The 18,822-nt window shown below is 35.0% G+C and carries 18 protein-coding genes; 13 read left to right on the forward strand and 5 right to left on the reverse strand.

Translation table 11 applies throughout. The features are described from left to right. Window positions 1-79: 79 nt before the first annotated feature. Window positions 80-862 (reverse strand): transcriptional regulator ExuR, encoded by a 783-nt coding sequence (gene exuR / locus H3S88_RS07675; RefSeq protein ID WP_086326216.1) that lies wholly within the window; start codon window positions 860-862, stop codon window positions 80-82. A 242-nt stretch (window positions 863-1,104) separates the two neighbouring features. On the opposite strand from exuR, the gene H3S88_RS07680 reads away from it, so the two are divergent. The 8 genes from H3S88_RS07680 to H3S88_RS07715 all read left to right on the forward strand — a co-directional run bounded on the left by H3S88_RS07680 (window position 1,105) and on the right by H3S88_RS07715 (window position 12,347). Further along, window positions 1,105-2,373, forward strand: coding sequence for an MFS transporter (locus H3S88_RS07680; RefSeq protein ID WP_198226761.1), 1,269 nt, complete (start codon window positions 1,105-1,107; stop codon window positions 2,371-2,373). Window positions 2,374-2,441: 68 nt separating this feature from the next. Beyond that, the gene (gene uxaC / locus H3S88_RS07685; RefSeq protein ID WP_086309332.1) at window positions 2,442-3,854 is read left to right on the forward strand and encodes a glucuronate isomerase; all 1,413 of its coding nucleotides are present in this window, start codon (window positions 2,442-2,444) and stop codon (window positions 3,852-3,854) included. Window positions 3,855-3,872: 18 nt separating this feature from the next. Continuing rightward, window positions 3,873-5,336, forward strand: a complete 1,464-nt coding sequence (locus H3S88_RS07690) for a tagaturonate reductase (RefSeq protein ID WP_198226763.1) — start codon at window positions 3,873-3,875, stop codon at window positions 5,334-5,336. Window positions 5,337-5,349: 13 nt separating this feature from the next. Continuing rightward, window positions 5,350-6,849, forward strand: a complete 1,500-nt coding sequence (locus tag H3S88_RS07695) for an altronate dehydratase family protein (RefSeq protein ID WP_198227124.1) — start codon at window positions 5,350-5,352, stop codon at window positions 6,847-6,849. 114 nt (window positions 6,850-6,963) lie between these two features. Next, window positions 6,964-8,280: a glycoside hydrolase family 28 protein gene (locus H3S88_RS07700; protein ID WP_370528569.1), complete on the forward strand. Its 1,317-nt coding sequence runs from the start codon at window positions 6,964-6,966 to the stop codon at window positions 8,278-8,280. A gap of 624 nt (window positions 8,281-8,904) precedes the next feature. Next, window positions 8,905-10,155: an oligosaccharide MFS transporter gene (locus H3S88_RS07705; RefSeq protein WP_065738532.1), complete on the forward strand. Its 1,251-nt coding sequence runs from the start codon at window positions 8,905-8,907 to the stop codon at window positions 10,153-10,155. 59 nt (window positions 10,156-10,214) lie between these two features. Next, window positions 10,215-11,333, forward strand: a complete 1,119-nt coding sequence (locus tag H3S88_RS07710; RefSeq protein WP_025316327.1) for a glycoside hydrolase family 172 protein — start codon at window positions 10,215-10,217, stop codon at window positions 11,331-11,333. 15 nt (window positions 11,334-11,348) lie between these two features. Further along, entirely contained in the window at window positions 11,349-12,347 is a 999-nt protein-coding gene (locus H3S88_RS07715) for a substrate-binding domain-containing protein (RefSeq protein WP_198226767.1), read from the forward strand. Window positions 12,348-12,378: 31 nt separating this feature from the next. Here the strand turns inward: H3S88_RS07715 and smpB are convergent, their stop codons facing one another. After that, on the reverse strand, window positions 12,379-12,861 hold the full coding sequence (smpB, locus tag H3S88_RS07720; RefSeq protein ID WP_065738534.1) for an SsrA-binding protein SmpB: 483 nt from the start codon (window positions 12,859-12,861) through the stop codon (window positions 12,379-12,381). A gap of 65 nt (window positions 12,862-12,926) precedes the next feature. On the opposite strand from smpB, the gene H3S88_RS07725 reads away from it, so the two are divergent. Genes H3S88_RS07725 through H3S88_RS07745 form a run of 5 tightly spaced genes read left to right on the forward strand, consistent with a single transcriptional unit; the run spans window position 12,927 to window position 14,811 of the window. Continuing rightward, a complete protein-coding gene (locus H3S88_RS07725; protein WP_198226769.1) occupies window positions 12,927-13,355 on the forward strand; it encodes a type II toxin-antitoxin system RatA family toxin in 429 nt (142 codons plus the stop codon). A 1-nt stretch (window position 13,356) separates the two neighbouring features. Next, window positions 13,357-13,626 carry an RnfH family protein gene (locus H3S88_RS07730; protein WP_198226771.1) on the forward strand — a complete coding sequence of 90 codons (270 nt, stop codon included), beginning with the start codon at window positions 13,357-13,359 and terminating at the stop codon, window positions 13,624-13,626. 23 nt (window positions 13,627-13,649) lie between these two features. Next, on the forward strand, window positions 13,650-14,084 hold the full coding sequence (gene zur / locus H3S88_RS07735; protein ID WP_065738535.1) for a zinc uptake transcriptional repressor Zur: 435 nt from the start codon (window positions 13,650-13,652) through the stop codon (window positions 14,082-14,084). After that, a complete protein-coding gene (locus H3S88_RS07740) occupies window positions 14,072-14,428 on the forward strand; it encodes an EamA family transporter (RefSeq protein WP_039128145.1) in 357 nt (118 codons plus the stop codon). Before zur ends, H3S88_RS07740 begins: the two co-directional genes overlap by 13 nt. Further along, on the forward strand, window positions 14,428-14,811 hold the full coding sequence (locus H3S88_RS07745) for a multidrug efflux SMR transporter (protein WP_039128142.1): 384 nt from the start codon (window positions 14,428-14,430) through the stop codon (window positions 14,809-14,811). Before H3S88_RS07740 ends, H3S88_RS07745 begins: the two co-directional genes overlap by 1 nt. A 147-nt stretch (window positions 14,812-14,958) precedes the next feature. Here the strand turns inward: H3S88_RS07745 and H3S88_RS07750 are convergent, their stop codons facing one another. The 3 genes from H3S88_RS07750 to secA form a co-directional block, all read right to left on the reverse strand. Further along, complete coding sequence (locus H3S88_RS07750) at window positions 14,959-15,195, reverse strand: DUF4177 domain-containing protein (protein ID WP_065738538.1); 237 nt, start codon at window positions 15,193-15,195, stop codon at window positions 14,959-14,961. A 366-nt stretch (window positions 15,196-15,561) separates the two neighbouring features. Further along, on the reverse strand, window positions 15,562-15,966 hold the full coding sequence (gene mutT / locus H3S88_RS07755; RefSeq protein ID WP_065738539.1) for an 8-oxo-dGTP diphosphatase MutT: 405 nt from the start codon (window positions 15,964-15,966) through the stop codon (window positions 15,562-15,564). Between the two features lie 117 nt (window positions 15,967-16,083). After that, a complete protein-coding gene (gene secA, locus H3S88_RS07760; protein ID WP_198226773.1) occupies window positions 16,084-18,816 on the reverse strand; it encodes a preprotein translocase subunit SecA in 2,733 nt (910 codons plus the stop codon). Window positions 18,817-18,822: the final 6 nt, after the last annotated feature.

Raw genomic sequence — 18,822 nt, forward strand, 5'->3', positions numbered from 1 at the left:
CCATTATTCGCTTGCCATATAAAATATACGGTCAGTTGATAAAACCTATAAGTTAACAAGGCATAAATAAGTACAATAGTTATTCAAATTCATTTTCATTAATACTGACAACTGGATTATCTGAAAACAGATAGTGATCGCGTTTAGTTTCAAAATCTTCACTTGCCGCATCAAATAACATTTTTTTCGTATTTTCTAAATGTTGCCACATCGCTAATTTGGCTGCTTTAGGATCGCGATTGATTAATGCTTCAAGAATTTTATCATGTTCTTCCCACCAGCTTTCGATATCTTGTTGCTGTACATGTTCATGGAGTTTTTTCCATAAAGGATTTAGGGTTCGCTGTCGCCATGTTTCTTCAACAATGGTTATTAAAGCCGTATTACGCGTAATCATGGCAATTTGTGTGTGAAATTTTAGATCCCAATCAGAGTCCCGATAGTGATCTTCTTTTTTTGCATTGTGCTGAATTTCTAATAGGTTAACAATATCATCTTTTGTGATCTGAGTTGCAGCAAACTCAGCAATATTACTTTCGATTAATTGACGAGCTTGTAATAACTCAAATGGTCCAGTTGTAGCAAAATTGAGTCCGTGTGAGTCAGCAATCATATTTATAGTTTGCTGTTTATTGGCAATAACATGTATACCAGACCCTTTTCTAGCATCAACAAAACCTTCAACTTCTAACATTATAATCGCTTCTCTTACCACTGAACGACTGACTTTTAATTCTTCACAAATGAGTCTTTCTGACGGTAATTTGCTGCCTACAGGATAAACGCCATTGATAATTCGGTTTTTTAATTCTGTAGCGATAACTTGATAAAGACGCTGATGTTCATTCTGTTCTTGGGTCATAATAATTTTTGAGTAGTTCCATAATTCAAGTTTAGTACTTAAAATAACATCTAATTGCTTAGAGTTAAACAAGCTTGAATTAAAATTTTGTAATCTTGTCCGATAATTTTTCAATAAGACGGACAAATGAACAACCAGATTTTTATTGTGGTTATTTGCTATGTTCTGTGATGTATGTCAACTTTTTAAGTTGACTGACATGTTAATATGCGCCAAAATTCATAATGTGTATGGAGCATAAAATGTACAAAACAATAAAAAATCTTCGCTGGTATATGATAGCGTTAGTGACTATTGGCACAATTCTTGGTTATTTAACTCGAAATTCAATTGCAGTTGCTGCCCCAGTGCTTAATGAAGCCATGGGTATGACAACTCAACAATATTCATATGTTGTTGCAGCTTATTCAGCCTGTTATACCGTAATGCAACCTGTAGCGGGGTATGTTCTTGACTTACTTGGCACACGCGTAGGTTATGCGGTATTTGCTTTATTATGGTCAGTTTTCTGTATCAGTACCGCATTTTCTGGCAGTTGGGTGGGGCTTGCGTTTACACGTGGCGCTGTTGGAGCTGCCGAAGCGGCTATGATACCTGCTGGTTTAAAAGCAACAAGTGAATGGTTTCCAGCAAAAGAAAGATCAATCGCTGTTGGTTGGTTTAATTTAGGATCATCCGTTGGAGCAATGATCGCACCGCCATTAGTTGCCGGAGCAATATGGTTACACAGTTGGCAATTAGCGTTTGTTATTTGTGGTTTACTTAGCTTTATTTGGGGGTTATTTTGGTTTGCTCTTTATCGTCATCCAACTAACCAAAAACGATTATCAGAAGAAGAAAGAAAATACATTTTATCAGGGCAAGAAGTTAGTCACCAAACATCAAACACTACTAAATTACCTGCGTATAAAATCATAAGTACTCGTCGCTTTTGGGGTATTGCCATCCCAAGGTTTTTAGCTGAACCTGCATGGGGAACCTTTAACGCATGGATCCCATTATTTATGTCTACGGCTTATGGTTTTGACTTAAAACAGATTGCGATTTTTGCTTGGATGCCAATGTTGTTTGCTGATTTTGGTTGTATACTCGGTGGCTATATGGCGCCATTTTTCCAAAAATATTTTAACGTCAGTTTGATTAACTCGCGCAAATTAGTTGTTACTGTTGGTGGCGTATTAATGATTGCACCTGGGTTAATTGGACTATTTGCAAATCCTTATGTTGCTATCTTCTTATTTTGTATTGGTGGATTTGCTCACCAAGCATTATCTGGTGCATTAATTACATTATCATCCGATGTATTTGGTCGAAATGAAGTTGCAACTGCTAATGGTTTTACAGGTATGGCAGCATGGCTTGCTAGTACTATCTTTGCTTTAATTGTGGGAGCGCTTGCGGAATCTGTTGGTTTTAGCCCATTATTTGTAATTTTAAGTTGTCTTGACCTTTTAGCTGCGTTAGCGGTATGGACAATTTTAAAAGCACCATCAACAACTGAGCAACAATAAATTAATCGAGTTGCGCATGTTATTGGCATGTGCAATTAAATAGATAAACACGGTTTATGGAGAATAATATGCGTTTTTTAACTGAAGACTTTTTACTTGATACTGAATTTTCTCGTCAACTTTATCACAATTATGCGGCACAACAACCGATTTTTGATTATCACTGCCACTTACCACCAGAACAAATTGCACAAGATTATCAATTTAAAAATTTGTACGACATCTGGTTAAAAGGCGATCACTACAAATGGCGAGCCATGCGTACTAATGGTGTGCCGGAGAAGTTTTGTACTGGCAGCGAGGTAAATGATTTTGAAAAATTCAAAGCTTGGGCCGAAACGGTGCCTCATACAATCGGTAATCCACTTTATCATTGGACGCATTTAGAATTACGTAGACCATTTGGTATCGATGATATTTTACTATCACCAGCCACCGCTGAAACCATTTGGAACAAATGTAATGCAATGCTTGAAACTAAAGAATTTACTGCACGTAGCATTATGAAAAAAATGAATGTAAAAATGGTCGGCACAACTGATGATCCAATTGATGATTTAGTTCACCATAAAACCATTGCTCAAGATAGTTCATTTGATATTAAAGTTTTACCAAGTTGGCGACCAGATAAAGCGTTTAATATAGATTCTGAATTTTTTGTAGCCTATATCGAAAAATTATCAACTGTTTCGGATATTAATATCTCAAGTTTCCACCAACTTTGTCAGGCGTTAGCAAAACGTATGGATCATTTTGCTGCACATGGTTGTAAAGTTTCTGATCACGCCTTAGATACGGTCGTTTATGAAGAAGCGACAGAAAAAGAATTAGATGCAATTTTAACTAAACGACTAACTGGAGCAAATCTAACTTCGAAAGAAGTCGCTCAATTCAAGACTGCGGTTATCATTTATTTAGGCAGCGAATACAACAAACGTGGATGGGTACAGCAATATCATATTGGCGCTTTACGTAATAACAATTCAAGAATGTTTAATCTAATGGGGCCTGATGTTGGTTTTGATTCTATTAATGACTCACCTATTGCTCAACCATTATCCCGACTATTAGATGCACAAGCTAAACAAAATGCTCTACCTAAAACAATTCTCTATTGCTTAAATCCATCTGATAATGAGATTTTGGGTACGATGATAGGTAATTTCCAAGGGGAAGGAATACAAGGCAAAATGCAATTTGGTTCAGGTTGGTGGTTTAACGATCAAAAAGACGGCATGATTCGCCAAATGACCCAACTGGCTCAGCTTGGTTTATTAAGTCGTTTTGTTGGAATGTTAACCGATAGCCGCAGTTTCCTTTCTTATACTCGTCATGAATATTTTAGACGCATTTTATGTCGTATGATTGGTCGCTGGGTAGAAGATGGTGAAGCACCTCGTGATATCGAGTTACTAGGTCAAATGGTCAAAAATATTAGTTTTGATAATGCGAAAAACTATTTTGGTATCGAATTAAATTAATATATTAGAGTAATAGTAATGAAAACATTGAACAGAATTGATTTTCCTGGCGCTAAATATACTACCCGTGTTGTACAATTTGGCGAAGGTAATTTTTTACGTGCATTTTTAGATTGGCAATTGGATATTTTAAATGAAAAAACCGATCTTGATGCGGGTGTAGCAATTATTCGCCCACTTAATACAGACTTTCCACCATCATTAAATACTCAAGATGGTTTATATACTACATTAATTCGTGGATTAAATGAACGCAATGAAACAGTAAAAGAATTTAGGATGATTCGTTCCGTTAATAGTGAGATAAATGTCTATACACAGTATGACCAGTACCTTGCATTAGCCAAAGATCCTAATATTCAATTTATTTTTTCTAACACCACTGAAGCCGGTATCAGCTATGTTGAAAGCGATAAACTTACAGACCAACCTGCTACAAGCTATCCAGCTAAATTAACGGCTTTCTTGTATGAAAGATTTAACCATTTTTCTGGAAGCAAAGAGAGTGGTTTAATCATTATTCCATGTGAGTTAATTGATTATAATGGCGATGCACTAAAAAAATTGGTCTTAAAATATGCTAACCAGTGGAATTTGTCAGACAAATTTATTGCTTGGTTAGAAAACGATAATGTATTTTGCTCAACATTGGTTGATAGGATTGTCCCAGGTTATCCTAAAGCTCAAATTTCTGAATTAGAATCGGAATTAGGTTATAAAGATAACTTTATTGATTCTGCAGAATATTTCTACCTTTTTGTTATCCAAGGTCCACAATGGCTAGCGCAAAAATTGAATTTGGATAAATGCAACATTAATATCAAAATTGTCGATGATATTAAACCCTATAAAGAGCGTAAAGTTGCAATTTTAAATGGTGCGCATACAGCACTGGTTCCAGTGGCTTATCTAGCAGGAATTGATACGGTTGGTGAATCAATGAATGATTCGCAAATTTTAGAATATATTAAAGAGACAATTTTTGATGAAATTATTCCAGTTTTAGATTTGCCACATCAAGAATTAGTTGATTTTGCGCAGTCAGTTATCAATCGTTTTAAAAATCCATTTATTGAGCACCAATTAATGTCAATTGCTCTAAATAGTATGACCAAATTTAAAACACGTATACTTTCGCAACTGCTCGCTTATCAAAAAGCAAAAAGTGTGTTACCTAAGCATTTAGTGTTCTCTTTTGCTGCTTTAATTGCTTTTTATCGAGGTGTAAGAAATAACCAAAATTATCCATTACAAGACGATGCAATTTGGTTAGAGCGCTTTAGTACTGGCTGGGCCAATGTCAGTAGTGGTAATCAAACACTTGCACAGTTAGTGGAAACAGTACTTAGTGATAGTGCTCATTGGGATTGCGATTTGCTAAATATTCCGCAATTAGCACAAACATTAACACAATATTTAACTGTCATTACTCAAGAAGGTATGCGCAGTGCAATTGAAAAATGTGTTACTGGCAGCAAATAAAATGAGTGGTGCAATGGTAAAATTTATAAAAATTAACAATGAAGATAATGTTGCGGTGGCATTATCTGATATAGAAGCACATGAAGATAATATTATAATCGATGGAAACGCCATTGATTTACCACAAGCGATCAAACAAGGGCATAAATTTGCCCTTAAAGATATTGAGCCTAATGAAAATATTATTAAATATGGCTTACCAATAGGACATGCCACTTGTTTAATTAAAACAGGTGAGCATATTCATTCACACAATTTAAAAACCAATCTAAATGATATTAATAATTATAAGTATCAACCTAATTTATCCAAAAATCAGTCGTTACATGAAATAGCTGATAAACCAGTCAACATTTATCGACGAAAAAACGGTGAAGTTGGTATACGTAATGAACTTTGGATTATACCAACGGTAACGTGTATTAATGGTATTGCGCAGCAAATTGTTAAACAGTTTTGTGATGAACTCAATAATCAATTAGAAATTGATGGCATTACCGTACTTGAACATCCTTATGGTTGTTCACAACTTGGACAAGATCATAAAAACACCAAAATAATATTACAAGATCTTGTTAAACACCCTAATGCGGGGGCTGTATTAGTTATTGGACTTGGATGTGAAAATAATCAAATCTCAGAATTTAAAGCCGATCTTGGTGATTATGATGAGTCGCGTGTTAGATTCCTTGTTGCTCAACAAGAAGCCGATGAAGTTGCTTGTGCATTGACGCTGCTAAGAGAACTTTATGCCATTATGAAGCAAGACAAACGCGAAGTAGGGCGGTTAAGCGAATTAAAATTTGGTTTAGAGTGTGGTGGATCAGATGGTTTTTCAGGAATCACTGCTAATCCGATGCTAGGGTTGTTTTCGGATTATGTCATTGCCCATGGAGGAACCAGTGTTCTTACCGAAGTACCTGAAATGTTCGGTGCAGAAAATATTTTGATGTCTCACTGCGTTGACGAGCCTACTTTCGATAAAACCGTGCTTATGATCAACGATTTTAAACAGTATTTCATCTCAAACAATCAGCCTATTTATGAAAATCCGTCTCCAGGTAACAAAGCGGGTGGAATAACAACCTTAGAAGAAAAATCCCTTGGTTGTACGCAAAAAGCAGGCGGAAGTGAAGTGATTGATGTCTTGAAATATGGTGAAAGACTAACAAAGCATGGACTCAATTTACTCAGTGCGCCTGGTAATGATGCCGTGGCTACAGGGGCTTTATCAGCAGCAGGATGTCATATGGTGCTATTTACTACAGGTCGCGGAACTCCTTATGGTGGAATCGTACCAACGGTAAAAATTGCTACTAATACACAATTAGCAGACAAAAAAGGAAATTGGATTGACTTTAATGCGGGCAAACTCATTGAGGGAACCTCTATGCAACAGTTATTAATTGAATTTATTGACTATATCGTACTGGTTGCTAATGGTCAGCAAACACGCAATGAGATAAATAATTTCAGAAATCTAGCGATATTAAAAAGTGGTGTAACTCTTTAAAACTATCCACTCAAGGCTAAAATTAACCAGCCTACTTATCCAAATAACAATGCGAACTGTAATCTATAATGGGCGACAGTTCGCGTTAAAATGCAAAAGGAAGCAACAATGACAATGGTATCTGTTAAAGATTTTGGTGCAATAGGTAATGGCAAAACACTTAATACAGTTGCTTTTGCCAATGCAATACAACATATTGAACAACAAGGTGGTGGAACGCTTATCGTTCCAGTGGGAACTTATTTAACAGGCGCAATCAAGCTTTGCAGTAATTTAATTTTAGTTATTGAACAGAATGCGACTTTATTATTTTCAGATAATGAACAAGATTACCCAATCGTGCATTCACGTTGGGAGGGGGTAAAACAAGATGTCTATATGCCTTGTATTTACGGTCAAGATCTTGAAAATGTCATTATCACCGGTGGCGGTAAAATTGATGGCAATGGTGCTAAATGGTGGCATACTTTCCGTCATAATCGTGATACCCTAAAGTATCCAAGACCTTACTTGATTGGTTTTGATTTTTGCCAACGTATAACTATTGAAAAAGTCTTTTTAACCCAGTCTCCAAGTTGGACGGTCCATCCAATGGAGTCAAATAATGTGGTGATTGATAATATATCGATTTTAAATCCAGCAGATTCACCTAATACCGATGGTATTAATCCTGAATCTTGCCGTAATGTCAGAATTTCAAATTGTTATATTGATGTGGGTGATGATTGCATCGCAATTAAAGCGGGTATTGAGGAAACAGCAGATAAAAGCCCTTGCGAAAATATTTTAATTACTAACTGTAACATGATTCATGGTCATGGTGCGGTAGTATTGGGTAGTGAGATGAGTGGTAGTATTCGTAATGTCACTATTACTAACTGTGTATTTCAAAAAACGGATCGTGGTGTGAGATTCAAAACACGTCGAGGTCGTGGTGGTACCATTTCAGATATTACTTTTAGTAATATTGTTATGGATGAAGTACTATCAGCCTTTGTAATGAATTATTACTATTACTGCGGACCAAAAGGTAACGATCCAATTGTTTGGAATAAAGATCCTCTGCCAATAAATGAAGCAACCCCAGCTTGCCATAATATTAGTTTTTCAAACATTATCGCCAAAAATGTGCGTGCCTATGCTGGTTTTTTATATGGCATTCCTGAATCGCCAATTGCCAATATTTCGTTTGATAATATTCGAGTATCAATGCAAATCAATGCTGAAGCAGGTGAAGTTGATATGTTTAAGGATGTTAAACCTGAGGCTGGTAAAGGATTTTTTATCGAAAATGCACAGAGTATTTTATTTAATAACGTTATTATCGATAATGTTGTAAGTGAGCCGCTTTGTGTTAAAAATAGTAGTGATGTTTACGTCAATCAGTCATTTGTGAAGCAGGATGGCAAATTAATTAAATTGAAAGTTTGAGCACATTATAGATGATCTTTCAAATTCTATTTGAAAGAAAGTTGATTCTTGGTAAATAACCGCTTTTGTAGCGGTTATTTTTTATAATTAAAAAACGTTAATCAATAATACTCCTTGTAAAATAGATAGCGCATAATGCAATAAAATAATTATTTACCATTTATCAGTGGTAATAATTACATCCATAATCTATTATGGCAATTTAGCTGTTTTATTCCATCCAATGATAAGCACATTAAAATCCATCCAATATTCATTACAAATTTATACCGCATTGTCATTTGAATGATTGAAATTGACTTAAGTGTTGATAAATCCTGTTGCGCATAGGTATGCAACAAATCTTCTTTATTGAAATGGCAAATGGGAACCAATAGATAACAGTATGGCTAATTTTGCTGCTAATGATCACCAAACTACAGAGTCTGTAAGTGTTTTCATATTGCCTAATTGGTCAACAATAAACTCAGCAGAGCTTCAATAACAAGGCCACTTATAATTCTTATTTACATTACTTTAGTAAAATAACTTTGAAGTTGATCACATTTATCTAATAAAGCCGTTAAAGCTAAATTTTTAGCTATTCATACTCAAATGCGTACTTAACTCTTTATAGGATAAATTATGACTAGTGCATTTTATAAAAAACCAACTTATTGGTTTGCCTCGTTTTATAGCATTATGTATTACGCAGCGGGAAGTTTCGTTTTTTCCTTTTATGCTATATGGCTAAGTAAGGAGATAGGCTTAAGCGCAAAACAGACCGGCATTATTTATTCGTTTAACTACTTTATTTCGTTAATCATTATGATTCTGTATGGTATTTATCAAGATAAATTAGTGCTAAAAAAACACCTTGTTTGGTTTCAAAGTATTATTATTACTTGCGCTGCTCCAGCATTAATTTATGTGTATGAACCATTATTGCGCCATAATTTTTATCTTGGTGTGATTTTCGGTAGTTTCTTTTTAGGATTTGGTTGGATTGCTGGCATGGGGCTAATTGATTCCTACTGCGAAAAAATCAGCCGGGCGTTTGGTTTTGAGTTTGGTCAGTGTCGAACATGGGGATGTATTGCTTATGCTGTCGGTACCTTTATTGCGGGTATTTTGATTAGTATTAATCCTCACCTAAATTTTTGGGCAGCATCGGGTGTTGGTGTTTGTTTCATGATTCTTAACCTCAACTTCAAGCCTGATTTAAGTAAATCAACCGAAGCAGTGTTCCAGAAAAAGGATAAACTCAGTTTTAATGAGATCCTCTCTGTTTTTACCCTTAAAAAATTCTGGATATTTGTTATCTATGTACTCGGAACTTACAGCCTTTATAATATTTATGATCAACAGTTATTTCCTGTTTATTTCACACAACAGTTTGAAGATGTCAATGATGGATATCGTTTGTATGGTGTTTTAAATTCATTTCAAGTCTTTTTAGAAGCCGCAGTTATGTTTTGTGTACCATTTGTGGTGAATCGTGTCGGTGCAAAAAATGCATTGATTTTTGCCGCATTTGTTTCGGCTTCTCGTATCTTCTTAACGGGTCATGTAAGCAGCATTGCAATTATCTCAGTGATTAAACTTATGCACTGCTTAGAAATTTCAACCATTTTGGTTTCAGTGTTCAAATATATTGATAATAACTTTAATGCTCGATTATCTGCGACTGTTTTTTTAATTGGCTATCAGGTTGCAGGTTCAGTAGGGGTCATTTTATTTTCAACTTTAGTTGGTGATTTTTATGATAAAGCAGGTGCAGCAACAACATTTAATAATCTTGGTTTAGTTGTATTAGGCTTTATGATTTTTGCCATCTTCTTCTTAAGTCGTGATAGAAAAAGTGTCAATATCGAAGATAAGCCAGAAGTTAAATAAATTAAAACTGTTTTCAATTTTTCATTAATAGAATTTAATAACGTTAGTAAGGATTCACAATGAACATATATAATTCTGTAACACAATTTCACTTTGAACAAACTCGAACCATTTCGCCAGAAAATATGACTGGTGAAAAAGGTAAATCTTGTATGAAAGGCAGTGCATTAGGTCCAAGCCGTAAAGGACAAGGTTGTATTTCGATTCCAGCAGGTGAAACGGTAACAATTGCTGAGATCACAGGTCCAGCTGAAATTCGTCATATGTGGTTTACCTTAACCGACAGAACGCATCGCGGTAGTTTTGTACTTCGTGATGTAGTGATTCGTATTTATTGGGATGATGAAAAAGTTCCTTCTGTTGAAAGCCCAATTGGTGATTTTTTCTGTAATGGTTTTGGAGCAAGGTGTGATATTAATTCAGTGCCAATTGTTGTTAATCCAACAGGTGGCTTTAATAGCTATTTTAGAATGCCATTTAATAAAAAAGCGCGCATTGAAATTCAAAATGAGCATGAAGCTGATTTACAGCATTTCTTCTTTACTATTAATTATGCAATCATGCCAAAACCGTTTGAAGCACCGCTTTATTTCCATGCACAATGGCGTAGACAGCGCGTCACTAATTATGCACAAGACTATGTGATATTAGACAATGTTGAAGGTCATGGCTATTATGTTGGTACTTACTTAGCATTGACCGCCCTTGAGCGTTATTGGTGGGGTGAAGGTGAGTTTAAATTCTATCTAGATGGCGATAGCGATTATCCAACTCAGCATTCAACTGGCTCAGAAGACTATTTTGGTGGCGCATGGGCATTTCATAACCGCGATAGTCAAGGTCGGCCAAAAGCGAAATGTTTCCAAACATTGTTTATGGGATATCCATATCAAACCAATCGTGATGCAACGCGTGACTTTTTCCAAACTGGAGATTCTAACCCAGTACACGGTTTTGGTGATGATAGCTTACCAATGCATGGCTTATATCGTTGGCATTTACCAGATCCAATTGCGTTCCATAAAAATATCAAACTTGCTTTTCAACAAATTGGTAATGATGATATAAGATTATATGAACGTTGCGATGATATTGCCAGTGTTGCTTATTGGTATCAGAGCCCATCGGAAAACCATAATCCGGTATTCCCGAATAAACAACAACGTACACCACGATAATTAAGAGAGCAGTAAATGGCGAGTAATAAATTAAAAATCAATGATATTGCTCGTTTGGCTGGCGTGTCGGCAACGACCGTCAGTCATATCTTTAATAAACGAGATAAAAAATATCGTATTTCACCACAGACACGGCAACGGGTATTAGCCATTGCTCAACAATACAGTGATCAATCGCATATTCGCCAATATTTGATAAAAGCCAATAGTACCAATACGGTAGGTGTTATTGTTCCTGATATGTCGAATTCTTTTTTTTCAATGTTTTTGCATCATTTAGAGGCATCATTTAGGCAAAAAAACATTCAATTATTAATTACTTGTAGTCATTATAATAAAGACGTCGAAGTTAACGTCGCTCAAAATTTAGTTGAGCGTAAAGTAGATGCGATGATTGTGGTGACATCTTTAGACTGTGATGATTTTTATGTAAGTATTAACCAACATACCCCGGTACTATTTTTTGACCGCTATCTTAAAGATACCTCCTTACCTTTTATCACAAGTGAATCATTGGATTCGGTTGCTGAATTAATACAACCTTATGCCAAACAATTAGATGAATTTTATTTTATTGGTTGTGACACGCAACTGACATCGATTGATGCAAGGCTTAAAGGATTTAAACAAGGACTTAAGAATGCTGGTTTAGCCGTTAATCCAGAATGGTTAGTGAGTGATGACTACTGTCCAAATAAAGGATACGATTTGCTTAAAAATCTGCATAACGAACTAGGGCGTTTACCAAAAGCGATTTTTACACCGTCAGGGAATCTGTTACAAGAAGTGCTTAGTTATTTAGTGGAAATAAAGTTAGATCCGAAAGAAATTTGCATATGTTCTTATGACTACAACATCTATCTAGATTACTCTTATTATCCAATTGATGCCATTGCGCAGGATTTTCAAAGTATGGCGCATGTTTGTGTTGATGTGATCGATGATTTACTTAACTTTAAAGAGTTAAAAAACAATGAAATTTTTATCAAACCACAAATAATACGCCATCATTAAATTGATCATTGAGTGATGAATTACACAATGATTAACGATTAGCGTTTTTCATAATACGGGCTTTATCAACTTGCCATTGACGCTCTTTGATATCGGTGCGTTTATCGTACTCTTTTTTACCTTTAGCAACACCAATTTTTACTTTTGCCCAAGCATTTTTCCAATATAAAGAAAGGGCAACAACGGTATAACCTTGACGATTGATTTGACCAAATAATGAGTTAAGCTCACGTTCATTTAATAATAATTTTCGATTGCGCATAGGTTCACACACCACATGTGTTGACGCAACATTCAACGGTGTAATTGTTGCACCAAATAACCATGCTTCACCATCTTTGAGTAATACATAACTATCACTTATATTGGCTTTACCTGCACGTAATGATTTTACTTCCCAGCCTTGCAGGGATAATCCGGCCTCAATTTCCTGTTCAATAAAGTACTCATGGCGTGCGCGTTTATTTAATGCTATAGTTGCCGAACCCGGCTTGTGTAATTTTTTCTTAGTCATAATGTGCGATATTATAAAGTTACGTGATACTATATGCCACTAATTTTAACTTTTATTTTATTATTATGGCACATGTTTTTCACGAGGTTATCGAGCCTTATTCAATTGAGCAAATGTTTGCTTTGGTCAATGATATTACTCTCTATCCAGAATTTGTACCTGATTGTATCGCAACTGGTATTATTAGAAAACAAGATAATTTAATGGCGGCATTTATTGAAGTTGAAAAATTAGGTTTTAAGAAATCTTTTACAACACTAAACAAAATTAATCAGCCTCATTCAATAGAAATGAGTTTGTTAGACGGTCCGTTTAAATACCTATCGGGAAAATGGCAGTTTACTCCATTAGGAGAAAATAAAAGTAAAATTAGTTTTGAGTTGAATTTTGAATTCAAAAATAAGTTACTTGATATTGCTTTCACTCCAGTATTTAAAGAGGTGATGGCTAATATGGTTAATGCATTTTCACAAAGAGCAAGGCAGATTTATTAAGATGAACAGTATTCAAATTGTTTATGCGCTACCTAATAATCCAACAATAATTAATTGTGATGTTGATGAGCAAACGGATGTCTTGCAAGCAATCACAAAATCCAATATCTTATCGATCTGTCAGATAAAATTAGATGAACACTTGATTGGTATTTATGGTAAACGTTGTGATCTTAATGATTTAGTGAAAAATGGCGATCGTATTGAAATCTATCGTCCATTAATTAATGATCCTAAAGAAATAAGACGAAGAAGAGCAGCAAAAAAATAATTTATTGAGGCAAAGGAAACAGAATGCATAATCTGCTAATTGAAAAAATTGAAACTTTATGCAAGAAGCGTGGTATTAAATTGACAACACAGCGTCGAACAGTGTTAGATATTATGCTGAAAGCAAATAAAGCAATGAGTGCATATGATCTTTTAGATTTGCTTAAAATCAGTGAACCACAAGCAAAGCCGCCAACAATTTATCGTGCGTTAGAATTTTTGCTTGAACAAGGTTTTATCCATAAAGTTGAATCGTCGAATAGTTTTATTATTTGCCCACATTTTCATGATCCAGAGCATATTTCAATACTGTTTATTTGTGACAAGTGTCAACAGATCATTGAAAAACATTCTCAAGATATCGAAACACAACTTAAGCAATTAGCGCGACAAAGTGACTTCTTAATAAAACACAGTGTGCTTGAAATACATGGAATTTGTCAGCCATGTCAGCCTTAATTATTACTCTTTGGTTAGTAAATCTATTTTGTGATACTGTCGGACAAATTGCATTTAAATATGCTGCAATAACTTCAAAACATCAACAAGGTTTACACTATTGGCAAAAATTGTTTGGTAATTTTTGGCTTTGGTTGGGGTTTAGTACCTATTTTGTTGGCTTTATTTTTTGGCTGGCTTTTTTAAGTGAAGTTCCATTATCGCAAGGTATTCTATTGGGATCGTTTAATATCATCACAGTTATGGTTGCTGGACGAATTTTATTCAAAGAACATCTAACAGCATTTCGTCTTATTGGTATATTTTTTATTACTTTCGGCGTGATATTAGTAGGACTTACCTAATGAAAAAATTTTATATCATCGGTTTTATCTTATTGTTATTTTTTGATACATTTGGTCAAACTACTTTCAAATTAACCGCATTATCAGCTTTACCATTCGAAATTAGTTTCGATTGGTTAATCCGTATTTTTAGTCATGGTTGGGCTTATTTGGTCATTTTAGGCTATACAGGCGCATTTATGACTTGGATGGTTTTATTAAAAAAAGCGCCTGTAGGACCAGCGTTTGCTGCTTCACATCTACAAGTAGTGACCGTTATGCTAGTTTCAGTGATCGTGTTTAATGAACAAATAACATTAACTCGTTTGTTGGGTGGATTATGTATTATTATTGGTATTGTATTTTTAGCTTTGGCTGAGCAAAAATTACAATGCAAAAAATAGGTTTTATACTGAAACGTATGCATTACCTGAAACTTTTTGACAAAAATTTTTCTTATTTAGTTTTTTAGGTTAATTTTGACTCGATCTATTTATTATTAGGAATCAATAAAGTTAATAGAAATATTGATTCCTTTTTTAATTATTGGGTTAGAAAAAGTTTGGTTTAATATTGTCGTGTTCTCGCTCCAGTATAACTAAGTAAGCTTCTCTACGCCAAAATAGATATAAACGACGTATATCTTTTTCCATCGTAACCACTCGCCAACCTTGAGCCGCATATCTATTTAAAAAAGTAGAAAACTTTAAAGGATCAGCGTTAGCGGTACCTAAAAGTAATGAGGATAATGCACTTTCTTGATAAATTATTACTTTATATTCTTTCATATAGTTAAACCTTAATTCCTTTTACAAAAAATATTCATTTTTTTTGAATGCAATGTTAAAAAATAGGCAGAAATTATACCTTTTTTAACCAGTCAAACAAACAATTAAACTTATGATAATTAAAACTAACTAATTTAGCGTAAGTTTTGTCAAAAAGTTTCAGGTAATGCATACGTTTCAGTATAAAAATTATAATTTAAATGAATATTAAGATAATAGTTAACGTTTATGACAACATTTGGCAAGAGTTGATAAGTAAATTAGAGGGAATTAATAATTTAGCGTTTCACTTTAATGTGACAAAAAAACAAAAGTACTCTAGCTTTAAAATATTTTAAAGCTATCTAAAGCGACCAGACAAATGAGTTAAATCTGTTTATCTAAATTTTTAAGCATTTCGATAATCGGTCTATTAGCATCAGGAAATTCGTCAGCATTAAGATCTTCTTGCGCAACCCAACGGCTAGGTTGGCCTTCTTTAGCAAATGGCACACCGTCCCATTCTTCAACAAGATAAGCATGAATGGTGATGTCACGATCATCATAACTATGTTTAAAAATATTTAAAAATTGGGCCTGATGAATTTGGATATCAACTTCTTCCGCTATTTCACGTTGCAAGGTTTGAAATGGGGTTTCACCTACTTCAATCTTTCCACCTGGAAATTCCCAAAAACCAGCAAGATGTGAGTCTTCACCGCGTTGAGTTATAAAGATTTGACAATCTTGTGAACGAATAATACCTACAGCAATTTCAGTATGTTTTTTCATAATCCTGTCTATTTATTATTAAAATCAGGGAAAGTTGGTACTTTCCCTAGTAAGTTTAGTACCGAGTTTAGTCGGTTATTTAATATCAATATTGCTTGATGATACTAAATTTTTGCCTTAGTGAACAGCACCATGGCAATGTTTATATTTTTTACCTGAACCACAAGGACATGGGTCATTACGTCCCACTTTTGCTTGGTTTCTTACTATTGGTTGTGATGAAGTTCCTGCTGATTGTTCTTTACTTTCACTGCCCATATTTGTTACCTCTTCATGGTTGGCTTGTTGTTTTGCCATTAATTTTTCCATTTCGGCTAGACGTTGACGTTCGGCTTCATCAACTTCTTCTTGAGAACGAATCTGAACGCGACTTAATATCCCTATTACATCATATTTTAATGCTTCTAGCATGCTAGCAAACATATTAAATGATTCACGTTTATATTCCTGTTTTGGATCTTTTTGTGCATAGCCACGTAAATGAATACCTTGACGCAAATAATCCATCGCTGCTAGATGCTCTTTCCATAAAGTATCAAGTGTTTGTAACATAACGCTTTTTTCAAACTGTCTAAATGCTTCAGAACCAGCAGTATTTTCTTTTGCGATATAGGTATCTTGAGCTATTTGTAAAATACGTTCACGTAATGTTTCTTCATGAAGATTTTGTTCTTCATCTAACCATTTAGCAATAGGTAAATCTAAATCAAAATCGCTTTTAAGTGCTGTTTCAAGGCCTGCAACATCCCACATTTCTTCAATAGATTGTGGTGGAATATATTGATCAATTAATGCATTAAAGACATCACTACGGATTGAATCAATCGTTTCTTTGATATCGGAGTTATCAAGTAATTCATTACGTTGACGATAAATTGCTTTACGTTGATCGTTTGCAACATCATCGTATTCAAGTAACTGCTTACGAATATCAAAGTTTCGACTTTCAACTTTCTTTTGAGCATTAGCAATGGCTTTAGTTACCCAAGGATGCTCAATGGCTTCACCTTCTTTCATACCTAATTTACGCATCATGTTACCCACACGATCGGAAGCAAAAATTCGCATTAATGGATCTTCCAACGATAGGTAAAAGCGTGATGCCCCTGGATCACCTTGACGACCGGCACGTCCACGAAGTTGGTTATCTATTCGACGTGATTCATGACGTTCGGTACCTAAAATATAAAGTCCTCCAAGTGCAATCACTTCTTCGTGTTTTGCTTGCCATGCTTGTTTGGCTTTTTCGATATCTTCAGCAGTAGGAGCTTCAAGTTTTGCTATATCGCTTTGCCAGTTACCACCAAGCATAATATCGGTACCACGACCAGCCATGTTTGTAGCAATGGTTACTGCACCTTTACTACCTGCTTGAGCGATTATTTCCGCTTCTTGAGCATGGAATTTCGCATTAAGTACGTTATGCTTGATACCGGCTTTCTTAAATGCGGATGACACTAATTCAGATTTTTCAATTGAGGCTGTACCAACTAAAACGGGTTGTCCACGTTCAACACAAGCTTGTACATCAGTCACAATCGCATTGATCTTCTCTTTTTCTGTCATATAAACAAGATCAGGTTGATCTTTACGTATCATTGGACGATTGGTTGGGATAACAATAGTATCTAAACCATAAATCTGATTGAATTCAAATGCTTCAGTGTCAGCAGTCCCTGTCATGCCTGCTAATTTTTCGTACAAACGGAAATAGTTTTGGAAAGTAATTGATGCTAATGTTTGGTTTTCATTTTGGATTTTAACATGCTCTTTAGCTTCAACGGCTTGATGCAAACCATCAGACCAACGTCGTCCATCCATTGTACGGCCAGTATGCTCATCAACAATAACAATTTCGTTATCTCTGACAATGTAATCCACATCTTTATGGAATAGGTGATGAGCACGTAATGCTGCATTGACATGATGCATTAACACAATATTACTTGGCGCATAAAGTGATTCATCACCTTTCATAATTCCATTTTTAATAAGTAATTCTTCAACTTTCACTAATCCACGTTCAGTCAAATTGGCTTGACGTGTTTTTTCATCGATAGAAAAGTCACCATCACCCTGAAATTGATCGGAGTCTTCTTTTTCTTGTTGAATTAGATATGGAATGATTTTATTAACACTAACATATCGGTCAGAACTATCTTCAGCTTGTCCCGAAATGATAAGAGGTGTTCTTGCCTCATCAATTAGAATTGAGTCAACTTCATCGACTAAAGCATAATGCAGAGGGCGTTGTACACGAGAATCTTTAGTAAATACCATATTATCGCGTAAGTAGTCAAAGCCATATTCATTATTGGTTCCATATGTAATATCGGCATTGTAAGCTTCACGTTTCATATGCGGTGGCATATTAGGTAGATTGATACCAACAGATAATCCTAAAAATTCGAATAATGGACGATTATTTTCAGCATCGCGCTGTGCTAAGTAATCATTTACTGTCACAACATGTACGCCTTTACCTGTTAACGCATTTAAATAAGCAGGTAAGGTTGCGGTTAAAGTTTTACCTTCACCTGTACGCATTTCAGCAATGCAACGTTCATTTAATACCATACCACCAATAAGTTGTACGTCAAAATGGCGCATACCAAACACACGTTTACTTGCCTCACGTACAACAGCAAAGGCTTCTTCTAAAATATCATCTAACTTAGCGCCTTCAGCGATTTTTTGTTTAAATTCTGTAGTTTTAGCTTTTAACTGTTCATCGCTTAAGGCTTCAATTTGCGGTTCAAGTGCATTAATTCTTTCAACGCGTTTACGCATCATTTTTAATACGCGTTCATTTCGACTACCAAATACTTTGGTTAATAGTTTTAATAACATGATTTT

Source organism: Gilliamella sp. B14448G11 (assembly GCF_016101765.1).
GTDB classification, from domain to species: Bacteria; Pseudomonadota; Gammaproteobacteria; order Enterobacterales; family Orbaceae; genus Gilliamella; species Gilliamella apicola_N.

What these genes read in the sequence shown, in the direction of transcription:
- H3S88_RS07750 (WP_065738538.1), bottom strand. Translation starts at nt 15,195, where the DNA reads ATGAAAGAATATAAAGTAATAATTTATCAAGAAAGTGCATTATCCTCA.
- mutT (WP_065738539.1), bottom strand. Translation starts at nt 15,966, where the DNA reads ATGAAAAAACATACTGAAATTGCTGTAGGTATTATTCGTTCACAAGAT.
- H3S88_RS07700 (WP_370528569.1), top strand. Translation starts at nt 6,964, where the DNA reads ATGGTATCTGTTAAAGATTTTGGTGCAATAGGTAATGGCAAAACACTT.
- uxaC (WP_086309332.1), top strand. Translation starts at nt 2,442, where the DNA reads ATGCGTTTTTTAACTGAAGACTTTTTACTTGATACTGAATTTTCTCGT.
- H3S88_RS07715 (WP_198226767.1), top strand. Translation starts at nt 11,349, where the DNA reads ATGGCGAGTAATAAATTAAAAATCAATGATATTGCTCGTTTGGCTGGC.
- H3S88_RS07680 (WP_198226761.1), top strand. Translation starts at nt 1,105, where the DNA reads ATGTACAAAACAATAAAAAATCTTCGCTGGTATATGATAGCGTTAGTG.
- H3S88_RS07695 (WP_198227124.1), top strand. Translation starts at nt 5,350, where the DNA reads ATGGTAAAATTTATAAAAATTAACAATGAAGATAATGTTGCGGTGGCA.
- H3S88_RS07725 (WP_198226769.1), top strand. Translation starts at nt 12,927, where the DNA reads ATGGCACATGTTTTTCACGAGGTTATCGAGCCTTATTCAATTGAGCAA.
- H3S88_RS07710 (WP_025316327.1), top strand. Translation starts at nt 10,215, where the DNA reads ATGAACATATATAATTCTGTAACACAATTTCACTTTGAACAAACTCGA.
- H3S88_RS07730 (WP_198226771.1), top strand. Translation starts at nt 13,357, where the DNA reads ATGAACAGTATTCAAATTGTTTATGCGCTACCTAATAATCCAACAATA.
- secA (WP_198226773.1), bottom strand. Translation starts at nt 18,816, where the DNA reads ATGTTATTAAAACTATTAACCAAAGTATTTGGTAGTCGAAATGAACGC.
- zur (WP_065738535.1), top strand. Translation starts at nt 13,650, where the DNA reads ATGCATAATCTGCTAATTGAAAAAATTGAAACTTTATGCAAGAAGCGT.
- H3S88_RS07705 (WP_065738532.1), top strand. Translation starts at nt 8,905, where the DNA reads ATGACTAGTGCATTTTATAAAAAACCAACTTATTGGTTTGCCTCGTTT.
- H3S88_RS07740 (WP_039128145.1), top strand. Translation starts at nt 14,072, where the DNA reads ATGTCAGCCTTAATTATTACTCTTTGGTTAGTAAATCTATTTTGTGAT.
- exuR (WP_086326216.1), bottom strand. Translation starts at nt 862, where the DNA reads ATGACCCAAGAACAGAATGAACATCAGCGTCTTTATCAAGTTATCGCT.
- H3S88_RS07690 (WP_198226763.1), top strand. Translation starts at nt 3,873, where the DNA reads ATGAAAACATTGAACAGAATTGATTTTCCTGGCGCTAAATATACTACC.
- H3S88_RS07745 (WP_039128142.1), top strand. Translation starts at nt 14,428, where the DNA reads ATGAAAAAATTTTATATCATCGGTTTTATCTTATTGTTATTTTTTGAT.
- smpB (WP_065738534.1), bottom strand. Translation starts at nt 12,861, where the DNA reads ATGACTAAGAAAAAATTACACAAGCCGGGTTCGGCAACTATAGCATTA.